Origin of the sequence: Vreelandella glaciei (genome assembly GCF_013415125.1) — a bacterium.
GTDB lineage: Bacteria > Pseudomonadota > Gammaproteobacteria > Pseudomonadales > Halomonadaceae > Vreelandella > Vreelandella glaciei.
Genome location: NZ_JACCDE010000014.1, coordinates 16,299 through 28,367, shown reverse-complemented (window position 1 = coordinate 28,367; position 12,069 = coordinate 16,299). Strand labels below are relative to the sequence as shown.

Below are 12,069 nucleotides of genomic sequence, written 5' to 3'. Positions count from 1 at the left end.
TCATTTCTATGCCAACAGAGTGTGATAACCAAAGGGAAAACGTATGGCAGATAATAGCAGAGCAGCGGAAATTCGCTCTGGGATCGAAGCCTTCTTAAAAGAGCGCTTCGATACCAAAGCGGAAAAGCTAGCTCCCGATGATCCAAAATACCAAGCGCTGGTTGAGCAGTTCCAATTCGATACCTGGATCAACGATGCGGCAAGGCGCGTTGGTCAACTGCAAGTCGTTACCCATTCTCTCAAGCCGATTCACCCGGATGCCAAAGGCTCCAATCTTTACGCCCCACCTGAATCGCTAAACAACCACCGTCTTGTCGGCAGCCACACGCTACCCGCTGATTTTGCGGGCGATGTTGTGGGGAACGCCGCAGCCTTGGATGTTTATAAGTTCTTGAAGCTGCAGTTCGAGGGAAAATCGCTGCTCGAGCGTGCACTAGAAAATGATAGCGAGTTTGCCAAAGCGTTAAGTGATAACCCCGAACAAGCCCAGACGTGGATCAATGCCTTTGCGGCGATTACCGAACCGCGTGGCGAGCACGCCTCACATATTCGCGGCAAACAGCTCTACTGGCTGGTGGGTGATGATGCCGCAGAGCTAGAAAATGACGCCGATAACTTCCGTTTGCTAGCCCCGCTCTATGCCACCTCGTTGGCCCATCGTGTATTTCAAACCATTAACCATGACCGCTTTAGCGAAGAGGCCAAAGACTCACGCAAAGCCAAGCGGGAAGGTAAATACGCTAAGCAACCTGTGCACAGCTACCCCAACCTAGCCGTACAAAAAATGGGTGGCACCAAGCCGCAAAATATCTCGCAACTTAATAGTGAGCGGGGCGGTAACAATTATTTATTGGCATCGCTTCCGCCCAGCTGGAATGTGCGTGATATTCGCCCGCCGCTAAAAGTAGCCTCTGTGTTTTCTCACCCTGGTGTATTTGGCAGCCGCTCAGAAGTGCGCTCCCTTGTTAAAGACCTCAAGCGCTTTCTGGAGACCAATCCCTCCACCGATATGCATACCCGCGACCTGCGCGATGACTACACCGCCATGCTGATGGACGAGCTGGCACTGTTTGCCATGCAGATGCATAGCCTGCCTGCGGGGTGGAGTGACGATGAAAAGTGCGAATTACCAGTAGAAGAAATCTACTGGCTAGACCCAGGGCGCGCCGAAGAAGATGTTGCTTTCCGTGAAGCGCGAAACAGCGTGGAGTGGGCAGACAATATTCGCCACCGCTTTGCTAACTGGCTGAATACCGCGCTCGGCGGAAAGCTTCCCTTTGGTGATGTGGAGTTTCGCCACTGGAAGAAAACACTGGCGAAAGATGCGACCCATCAACGCCTGCAGAATCGTGACCGCCGTTGGATGGAAAGCCTAATGGAAGACTTAACCAACCTGCCAGGAGGAGATGACGATGAATAAAGTGAAAAACCTCCTGGTTCTACCGCGTCTGCGGGTACAAAACGCCAATGCGATTTCCAGCCCAATGACCTGGGGCTTTCCCGCCATGAGTGCTTTTGTGGGTTTGATGCACGCCTTGGAGCGCAAGCTCTTTTCGGCAGGCATCAACGTTTCGCTCGGTAACGTCGGTGTTATTTGCCACGATTTTGAAGCCCAGGCCACTGAAGGTGGCTACATTCGTGGCTTTCACCTGACGCGTAACCCAGTGGATAAAACCGGCGGCACGGCAGCGATTGTAGAGGAAGGGCGAGTCCATCTCGATATCACGCTGATTTTCTCGATTGATAGTGCTGCTTCAGAAAGTGAGCATAAAGATATTACCCATCAAATCGGTGAGATTGTATCGGGCATGCGTATTGCCGGGGGGAGCATCATCCCTAACCGTGCTGTACCAAGCCATAAGCAACGCCCGCAATGGGTCACGCTGGATGACAAGGAAGATGAACGCTACAAACAATTTGCACGTTTGAAGCGACGATGGCTGCCGGGCTTTGCGCTAACCCTGCGTGATGATTACCTCACCGAACACCTTAAAACACTGCAACAGCAAAATCCGGAAGCCAGTTTGCTGGATGCGTGGCTAGACCTTTCACGGCTCAACCACTATTGCGCCCTTGAAAATAAAGGTGAATCCAACGAGAAGCCTGTTTGGCAGGTGCAGCGCCCCTATCGCGGCTGGCTAGTGCCTATCCCGGTGGGATATGGCGCTATTTCCGATCTGTTTAATCCCGGAGAAGTGGCCAATGCCCGTGATGCCAAGACTCAGTTTCGCTTTGTTGAAAGCCTCTACTCCATTGGCGAATGGGTCAGCCCCCACCGCATGAAGCAACCGGAAGACCTGCTTTGGTACGTTGATAACGACGAAGAAGCGGGACTTTACCGACTTAATAACGATTACCACCTTCGCGCCACTGCACAGTAAACCAGGAGCTTTATCATGGCTAAAAACGATACCCTTAAAACTGCTTCCGTCCTCGCTTTTGAGCGCAAGCTTGACCCTTCCGATGCCCTGCTTTACGCCAGCAACTGGGAACAGCGCCAAGATGATCAGCAGTGGCAGCCGGTAGAAGTGCGCGAAAAGTCGGTGCGCGGCACCATTTCCAACCGCCTGAAAGCCAAAGACCAAGACCCCGCTAAGCTAGACGCGGCGATTGAAAATCCCAACCTGCAAACTGTCGATGTCGCCACGCTACCCCACGATGCAGACACCTTAGTTGCTCGTTTTACGCTGCGCGTACTGGCGGGTGCCGGAACGCCTTCGGCCTGTAATAACGCTGAGTACCAAGCCAAGCTGGAACAGGCAGTTGCCGAGTATAAACAAGCGCAAGGCTTTGGCGAGCTGGCGCATCGCTATGCCAATAACCTCGCTAATGGTCGTTTCCTGTGGCGTAACCGCATGGGTGCAGAGCAAGTTGAGGTAAGCGTTCGCCAATTGGCGCAGGGTAAAACTACCAAAGAGTGGGCGTTTGATGCACTGTCGCTTTCGTTGCGGGCCTTCGAGGACACTGCCGAGCTTAAAGAGCTCGCCGGAGTTATTGCCTCCGCACTGGCCGGTGAGCAGCACTTACTGCTAGAGGTAGTGGCTTATGTGCGCGTGGGCAGTGGCCAAGAAGTGTTCCCTTCGCAAGAGCTGATTCTTGACCGGGGCCGGGGTGATAAGAGCAAAACGCTTTATCACGTTAGCAAGATTGCCGGTATTCACTCGCAAAAACTGGGTAACGCCATTCGTACCATCGACACCTGGTACCCCAATGAGAACGATGAAGACCTAGGCCCTATTGCTGTTGAGCCGTATGGCTCAGTGACCACCCAGGGCAAAGCGTACCGCCAGCCCAAGCAGAAGGCTGATTTCTACTCTCTGCTAGATAACTGGATGATCAAGGATCAAGTGCCTACGAAAGAAGATCAGCACTTTGTTATGGCGACCCTGATTCGCGGCGGTGTATTCGGCGAAGCGGGGTAAACCATGGATCACTATATCGACCTCCGTTTAAGGCCCGACCCTGACTTTGCCCCGGCAATGTTAATGGGCGCGCTTTATAACAAGTTGCACCGGGCGCTGTTTGATTTACAGGCCGCAGATGTAGGCGTCAGCTTCCCTGGCCATAAGCACGGTGTTCGCGCTCGCACACTGGGCGATCACCTTCGCTTGCACGGCACGCAAGCACGTTTGCAGCAGCTAATGAGTGCCGGCTGGCTAACCGGCATGCGTGACCACACCCAGGTGAGCGAAGTGCTTGCGGTGCCTGCTGATGTTCAGCATATCAATGTGGCGCGTAAGCAGTTTAATACGGGCAGTGAAAGCCGGGCCAAACGTTACGCCAAACGGCATGATATCTCGGAAGACGAAGCGCGGAAGATTTATGCCAAGCTGGCGGAACGGCGTATTGAGCTGCCCTTTGTGCAGATCAATAGTCGTTCTACCCAGCAGCGTTTTAGCCTATTTATCGAACACAGCAAGCCTCAGGAGAGCTCGGTGGCGGGAGCGTTTAACCACTACGGTTTAAGCAGTAACGCGACCGTACCGTGGTTTTCACCCTTTTTTTCAACATGAAAATTGGTAACAAATAATCAACCACTTAGCGGTATCGCTCAAAAAAGGGTGATACCGCTTTTTTTGGCTAAAGCTCTTTAACAATCAGCACATTAATTTTGATATGCTCTAGTGCGCTGCCGCCCAGGCAGCTCAGAAACTGGCGGGAACTCTTCTTTTAATAAATCTTCAAGTGCGCTGCCGCCCAGGCAGCTCAGAAAATTTGGGTGATGGTGGCGGGGGTATGCCACGCGTGCGCTGCCGCCCAGGCAGCTCAGAAAATCGGCTTTAGCGTCTGGTCTGGAAGCGCCTAGTGCGCTGCCGCCCAGGCAGCTCAGAAAATTACAATTGGGATATTTGTTTAACAACGCCAGTGCGCTGCCGCCCAGGCAGCTCAGAAATGTGTCGCATAAAACTGATGCAGATTGCGAAAGTGCGCTGCCGCCCAGGCAGCTCAGAAATATGGCGACTCGAATGGCTGGCATCCGCATTCGTGCGCTGCCGCCCAGGCAGCTCAGAAATTAGTAATCGAAAACGTATCGCCCGGATGCGTGTGCGCTGCCGCCCAGGCAGCTCAGAAAGAAGATGAAGCCAAAGCGCTCGACGTTAACGCGTGCGCTGCCGCCCAGGCAGCTCAGAAAAACACTAGAAACTAGTGAAGATCCCAGAACTAGTGCGCTGCCGCCCAGGCAGCTCAGAAAAGACGTACGCTAGGCATTGCTCTGATATTTCGGTGCGCTGCCGCCCAGGCAGCTCAGAAAGTTAATCAGCGAGGCGTAAACCTCATCATCGTGTGCGCTGCCGCCCAGGCAGCTCAGAAATATCATTGTCATTATGCAGCGGCTTCATGAAGGTGCGCTGCCGCCCAGGCAGCTCAGAAAATGGATCAACGTTGGCGACACCACGGACGAGAGTGCGCTGCCGCCCAGGCAGCTCAGAAACGCCAAAATATCTGTCGTTTGCGCTGGATATTGTGCGCTGCCGCCCAGGCAGCTCAGAAACTGTCGAAAACGAAAGGCCATGCTTTAAATGTGGTGCGCTGCCGCCCAGGCAGCTCAGAAAAGCAAGACGCAGCCTTACACAAACATCAAGGCATGCGCTGCCGCCCAGGCAGCTCAGAAACATACCTCTGATGCCCGCTGGTCAGGCTCAACGTGCGCTGCCGCCCAGGCAGCTCAGAAATAGAAAATAGCAGTCTGCGCGATACTGCTAGAGTGCGCTGCCGCCCAGGCAGCTCAGAAATCACCAGCCGCACCAAACTGCGCCATGGCAGAGTGCGCTGCCGCCCAGGCAGCTCAGAAATCGCCCTCTTCGAGGTCTTCGACTTCCTGCATGTGCGCTGCCGCCCAGGCAGCTCAGAAATGCGAAGAACTACGCGTGATTACCGGCTACCAGTGCGCTGCCGCCCAGGCAGCTCAGAAAATCATCGCCGCCCCCATCGTTAATTGGTTTACGTGCGCTGCCGCCCAGGCAGCTCAGAAAATTAAAGCAGGCGTTAACAATATTGGAATAACGTGCGCTGCCGCCCAGGCAGCTCAGAAAGAGTAACGTTATCTATTGGGCCTTCTGTAAATGTGCGCTGCCGCCCAGGCAGCTCAGAAAATCCCCATCATCATCACCCGTACCATCACCGTGTGCGCTGCCGCCCAGGCAGCTCAGAAATGATAAACAGGGTGTTTGCTGCGGCGGTCGTCGTGCGCTGCCGCCCAGGCAGCTCAGAAAATAAACAGGAATATGTTCCATATTTTTATGATGTGCGCTGCCGCCCAGGCAGCTCAGAAAACCTGGCGCCTCTTCTTCTTATAGAATCGTTTGTGCGCTGCCGCCCAGGCAGCTCAGAAAAGCCGTACCCGCTCCCTTTTACGTTAAACATTGTGCGCTGCCGCCCAGGCAGCTCAGAAAGCCGCCAGAGCCGCCAGAATCCTCGCCACCATGTGCGCTGCCGCCCAGGCAGCTCAGAAAATGATATCGAGCTATGCGGGTCAATTGTCGCCGTGCGCTGCCGCCCAGGCAGCTCAGAAAATGGACGCGCTTGCGATATGATCCTGACCGATGTGCGCTGCCGCCCAGGCAGCTCAGAAAGTTCTTTTCCGTGAACGTTACACTGGGGTACTGTGCGCTGCCGCCCAGGCAGCTCAGAAATTGTTCAACCGGCAGGGAGTTCAGCAAATCAAGTGCGCTGCCGCCCAGGCAGCTCAGAAAAGGCACCCGGTAAACTGGTGCTATGAATCTGAGTGCGCTGCCGCCCAGGCAGCTCAGAAAAGTGCCCGTTAGTGACCCACGAACCCCTTTAAGTGCGCTGCCGCCCAGGCAGCTCAGAAAAGAATTGGTTACCGATAGGGGCGGCCATGAATGTGCGCTGCCGCCCAGGCAGCTCAGAAATTTCACGCCTCACGAATGAGCTAAGCCAGCCGGTGCGCTGCCGCCCAGGCAGCTCAGAAAACAGCGGCAAACTGCTTGCCAAACTTTCTGATGTGCGCTGCCGCCCAGGCAGCTCAGAAACGGAGGGGTGGCAGGTGGTGCCGCTTGAACCGGTGCGCTGCCGCCCAGGCAGCTCAGAAATTCCGCGTAGTCGTACAGTTGACCTATGCTCAGTGCGCTGCCGCCCAGGCAGCTCAGAAACGAAGCAATCGCAATAATGGAGATGGCTCAATGTGCGCTGCCGCCCAGGCAGCTCAGAAAAAGAGATCAAAGACGCGCTCGAGCATCTTAGCGTGCGCTGCCGCCCAGGCAGCTCAGAAAATCGCCTAACGATTTTATCGAGCTAGGCAATAGTGCGCTGCCGCCCAGGCAGCTCAGAAAACGCATTCCAGGCTTTGCTGATTCGCGCTGGAGTGCGCTGCCGCCCAGGCAGCTCAGAAAGCGGTGGATGCGGGCAATTGAAGAGCAGGAGGGTGCGCTGCCGCCCAGGCAGCTCAGAAAATCAGGTACGTACCACGCTGCAGATTAATCAGGTGCGCTGCCGCCCAGGCAGCTCAGAAACATGCCACGCAGGCCGTTCTCCATTTCCTGCTGTGCGCTGCCGCCCAGGCAGCTCAGAAATTCTGAAAAACCAGTCAGCGCTAACGTGCTAGGTGCGCTGCCGCCCAGGCAGCTCAGAAATTCGATGACTAGCGGGCCAGACCCTGTATGAGGTGCGCTGCCGCCCAGGCAGCTCAGAAACGTTAGCAGTGTTGCTATCGGTCTCTATCTATGTGCGCTGCCGCCCAGGCAGCTCAGAAACTAGTCTTTACGCCTTGCCGCTAGTACCGTGCGTGCGCTGCCGCCCAGGCAGCTCAGAAAACATTCTCCACTTCCTTCCTCGGGTTAATGGGGTGCGCTGCCGCCCAGGCAGCTCAGAAAAGACATCGGCGACTGCTGGATAGGGACTAGCAGTGCGCTGCCGCCCAGGCAGCTCAGAAAGTTGCCTCCGATATTGTTGGTTGCGTATTTGTCGTGCGCTGCCGCCCAGGCAGCTCAGAAAACTGATGAAGAGTAAGGGCGCACAGGATTATTGGTGCGCTGCCGCCCAGGCAGCTCAGAAATGAAGAACTGGTCGGCGAATACGCTAGAAAACGTGCGCTGCCGCCCAGGCAGCTCAGAAATGCTGCTGTGCCGCCATCGGGTAAAGCTTTGCGTGCGCTGCCGCCCAGGCAGCTCAGAAATGATCGAGCAAGGCGTCAAAGTATTCAGGGGTGTGCGCTGCCGCCCAGGCAGCTCAGAAAGTGGCGGGTGTTTTGGCTACATCGTTTTACTTGTGCGCTGCCGCCCAGGCAGCTCAGAAAGTGCTGGGTATCTGTCTGCACAGCCGGGCCAGGTGCGCTGCCGCCCAGGCAGCTCAGAAAGCTTGGACTAATCTCCTGGGTAGAGCGAGTATGTGCGCTGCCGCCCAGGCAGCTCAGAAAGTAGAGTGGATAGTAAAAAACGTATTGCAACAGTGCGCTGCCGCCCAGGCAGCTCAGAAAAGCGGCGGTCAGGGCCTCTCCAATGCGGAGACGTGCGCTGCCGCCCAGGCAGCTCAGAAATCATCCAGCTCGGCACGGCGCTCAACGGTTTTGTGCGCTGCCGCCCAGGCAGCTCAGAAATTGATCTCATCAAGCAAGGCTTGCGGAATATCGTGCGCTGCCGCCCAGGCAGCTCAGAAAATGGACGCGCTTGCGATATGATCCTGACCGATGTGCGCTGCCGCCCAGGCAGCTCAGAAAGTTCTTTTCCGTGAACGTTACACTGGGGTACTGTGCGCTGCCGCCCAGGCAGCTCAGAAATTGTTCAACCGGCAGGGAGTTCAGCAAATCAAGTGCGCTGCCGCCCAGGCAGCTCAGAAAAGGCACCCGGTAAACTGGTGCTATGAATCTGAGTGCGCTGCCGCCCAGGCAGCTCAGAAAAGTGCCCGTTAGTGACCCACGAACCCCTTTAAGTGCGCTGCCGCCCAGGCAGCTCAGAAAGTAGAGTGGATAGTAAAAAACGTATTGCAACAGTGCGCTGCCGCCCAGGCAGCTCAGAAAGAACATCGCTAGCTCAGTGGTATCAAAGGCCGGTGCGCTGCCGCCCAGGCAGCTCAGAAAATTAGCTCACACAGCTCGGTGACGACGCCCACGTGCGCTGCCGCCCAGGCAGCTCAGAAAATGAAGTACCTGGGCGGCTCCGAAGACCTCGAGTGCGCTGCCGCCCAGGCAGCTCAGAAAGTGATGTCAGCGTACGACGTGGGCGATTCCGCGTGCGCTGCCGCCCAGGCAGCTCAGAAATCGCCGCCCGCAACGATTCAGGCCAGCAGCGGGTGCGCTGCCGCCCAGGCAGCTCAGAAATTCAGTGATCCGCACGTTTGAGGGTGCGCCCAGTGCGCTGCCGCCCAGGCAGCTCAGAAAACAATCGCATAGCGATAGCTCATAAATAACCTGTGCGCTGCCGCCCAGGCAGCTCAGAAATTTTAGTGTGCGTGCTATGCTTGATATCTATGGTGCGCTGCCGCCCAGGCAGCTCAGAAAACCAAAACTCAGCATTAATAGCGCGGCGTATGGTGCGCTGCCGCCCAGGCAGCTCAGAAAAGTTAGAGAATCGTGTTAGGTCGGGAAGGAGGGTGCGCTGCCGCCCAGGCAGCTCAGAAACAGATGTGGAAACAGGCAACGCTGCAGTCTCCGTGCGCTGCCGCCCAGGCAGCTCAGAAATATCTGGAAGCCACGCCGCGTGAAGCCATCGCGTGCGCTGCCGCCCAGGCAGCTCAGAAAATACGATGGGCTGACCATCGCGGCGGGCGATCGTGCGCTGCCGCCCAGGCAGCTCAGAAAATGTCGATGTCATCGTCAGAGATCCCCACCTGGTGCGCTGCCGCCCAGGCAGCTCAGAAAAACTACGGTACCGGCGAAATCGTTCAACCCATGTGCGCTGCCGCCCAGGCAGCTCAGAAAATCAACGCTCATGATGACGATATGGCCGGATTGTGCGCTGCCGCCCAGGCAGCTCAGAAAAATCATCATGCTCAGATTGTAGGGTATGTTGGGTGCGCTGCCGCCCAGGCAGCTCAGAAATGCAAGCCGTGGTGCTGATGCCCGGCGGACTGGTGCGCTGCCGCCCAGGCAGCTCAGAAAACGATCATTACCTTGGGCTTTTGCGCCGGGGCGTGCGCTGCCGCCCAGGCAGCTCAGAAATGCTGATAAATCGCTTCAATCTGCACGGGGGTGTGCGCTGCCGCCCAGGCAGCTCAGAAAGGCATCAGCCAGCTAAACACGCTGCTGAACAGGTGCGCTGCCGCCCAGGCAGCTCAGAAATCTGCATAGAGGTCGTCAACTGTAATACGCCAGTGCGCTGCCGCCCAGGCAGCTCAGAAAAAAACTGCCGGTAAAAATGGCGCGCACCTCCGGTGCGCTGCCGCCCAGGCAGCTCAGAAACCAGGCAATCGGATATCTAAACGCTAAATAAAGTGCGCTGCCGCCCAGGCAGCTCAGAAATAACCCCAGTACAAACAGACTTACTAGCCGATGTGCGCTGCCGCCCAGGCAGCTCAGAAAGATACCGATACTCCAGCTAGGCAAAACATCAAGTGCGCTGCCGCCCAGGCAGCTCAGAAAAATCCGGAATTTCAGAATCATCATTAAATAAAGTGCGCTGCCGCCCAGGCAGCTCAGAAAGATGAAACTCATAGAGATTTCTCCTTTACGCCGTGCGCTGCCGCCCAGGCAGCTCAGAAACCGCAGCGAAACGCCAGCGTATTCAGCGGGATGTGCGCTGCCGCCCAGGCAGCTCAGAAATCAGCGATTGCCAGCACAAAAGGCGCGAGCTCGTGCGCTGCCGCCCAGGCAGCTCAGAAAATCACGGCGGTACCGCCATCCCAGCCGTACATGTGCGCTGCCGCCCAGGCAGCTCAGAAAACGGCCAAGAGCTCATGACCATGGAATGGACGGTGCGCTGCCGCCCAGGCAGCTCAGAAACTAAAGCCACCGAGGGCGAAGACGTGCTAACGGTGCGCTGCCGCCCAGGCAGCTCAGAAATGATTGAAAATCAGGTATATCAACCTGTTCAGGTGCGCTGCCGCCCAGGCAGCTCAGAAAATCAGGAAGCTTATAATTAGAAAAGAGGGCAAGTGCGCTGCCGCCCAGGCAGCTCAGAAATTCGCTAATAAAGAAGGGGTTCAGATGACTGTGTGCGCTGCCGCCCAGGCAGCTCAGAAAAATATTCATTTTGTCAAACCTCTCATCTGCTAGTGCGCTGCCGCCCAGGCAGCTCAGAAAGATCTGCCCGTCTGTGAGTGTTGGTTCCTTGAGTGCGCTGCCGCCCAGGCAGCTCAGAAAAGCCGAAATGACGTTAATTTGTGTAGCTAGAGGTGCGCTGCCGCCCAGGCAGCTCAGAAAAAACAACGAGTCTGTATTCATTGGCACCAACTCGTGCGCTGCCGCCCAGGCAGCTCAGAAAAAACCGCGATTAAAGGCACTAACGATCGCATCGTGCGCTGCCGCCCAGGCAGCTCAGAAAAGTGCCGCGTATAGATTAAATAAAGCAGCGTTGTGCGCTGCCGCCCAGGCAGCTCAGAAAACTACCGTGATTTCAGTATCAGTCGAAACTAAGTGCGCTGCCGCCCAGGCAGCTCAGAAAGTCAGCCGGGTTCGTGAACTTAGAACCGTCCAGTGCGCTGCCGCCCAGGCAGCTCAGAAAAACAATAGATCCCGTATAACCGCTATTATTAAGTGCGCTGCCGCCCAGGCAGCTCAGAAATGAGCACACCGCTATTGAGCGTTCGCCAGTAGGTGCGCTGCCGCCCAGGCAGCTCAGAAACACCTCGCCGCTTTGTGAAAATAGATTCCCTGGTGCGCTGCCGCCCAGGCAGCTCAGAAAATTAACGTCCAAGAGAAGCTCACTCCGTCGTCGTGCGCTGCCGCCCAGGCAGCTCAGAAAAAAACAGCTTACAGCGTTACCCTTCGCGGCCAGTGCGCTGCCGCCCAGGCAGCTCAGAAAATACGGAAACATGCCCGCCCGGTGTGCGTACTGTGCGCTGCCGCCCAGGCAGCTCAGAAAAATGGGATATAAAATTGCAGTGGTCAGCCAGAGTGCGCTGCCGCCCAGGCAGCTCAGAAAGTTTAAGCATTTCAATCATGCCGGGCTTTTCAGTGCGCTGCCGCCCAGGCAGCTCAGAAACCGGCGCGGTGGCCAACCGCGTTGAGACGATCGTGCGCTGCCGCCCAGGCAGCTCAGAAAATTTGACGCAATTTGTCCGCGGCTTCTGCAATGTGCGCTGCCGCCCAGGCAGCTCAGAAATGTACTCAGAAGGACTAACGACGACCATCAAGTGCGCTGCCGCCCAGGCAGCTCAGAAATCGTTGCCCGCGAACGTAAGCGGGTCAGTTTCGTGCGCTGCCGCCCAGGCAGCTCAGAAATGGATAAGGGCTTCCATCCCCTTGAGTAACTTGTGCGCTGCCGCCCAGGCAGCTCAGAAACTCAATCCCCAAGCCGTATTGGTAGTAGTAAAGTGCGCTGCCGCCCAGGCAGCTCAGAAATAACCGCCGTAACCTGATTTAAAAAAAGGCACGTGCGCTGCCGCCCAGGCAGCTCAGAAACGGCATAAACGCCTGCCAGTTAATGTCGGCGCGTGCGCTGCCGCCCAGGCAGC

The 12,069-nt window shown here is 56.4% G+C and carries 4 protein-coding genes and 1 CRISPR repeat array (1 of these 5 cut by a window edge); all 4 genes read left to right on the top strand.

From position 1 onward, the window contains the following. Positions 1-43: 43 nt before the first annotated feature. The 4 genes from csy1 to cas6f are packed head-to-tail and all read left to right on the top strand — an operon-like array spanning position 44 to position 4,013. On the top strand, positions 44-1,420 hold the full coding sequence (csy1, locus tag HZS80_RS10760) for a type I-F CRISPR-associated protein Csy1 (RefSeq protein WP_179916082.1): 1,377 nt from the start codon (positions 44-46) through the stop codon (positions 1,418-1,420). After that, on the top strand, positions 1,413-2,381 hold the full coding sequence (gene csy2, locus HZS80_RS10755) for a type I-F CRISPR-associated protein Csy2 (RefSeq protein WP_179916081.1): 969 nt from the start codon (positions 1,413-1,415) through the stop codon (positions 2,379-2,381). Before csy1 ends, csy2 begins: the two co-directional genes overlap by 8 nt. Positions 2,382-2,396: 15 nt before the next feature. Further along, positions 2,397-3,422, top strand: coding sequence for a type I-F CRISPR-associated protein Csy3 (gene csy3, locus HZS80_RS10750; protein WP_179916080.1), 1,026 nt, complete (start codon positions 2,397-2,399; stop codon positions 3,420-3,422). Between the two features lie 3 nt (positions 3,423-3,425). Next, on the top strand, positions 3,426-4,013 hold the full coding sequence (gene cas6f, locus HZS80_RS10745; RefSeq protein WP_179916079.1) for a type I-F CRISPR-associated endoribonuclease Cas6/Csy4: 588 nt from the start codon (positions 3,426-3,428) through the stop codon (positions 4,011-4,013). Positions 4,014-4,124: 111 nt separating this feature from the next. Beyond that, positions 4,125-12,069: a CRISPR direct-repeat array (repeat unit 28 nt; unit sequence GTGCGCTGCCGCCCAGGCAGCTCAGAAA); it runs 188 nt beyond the window's last position.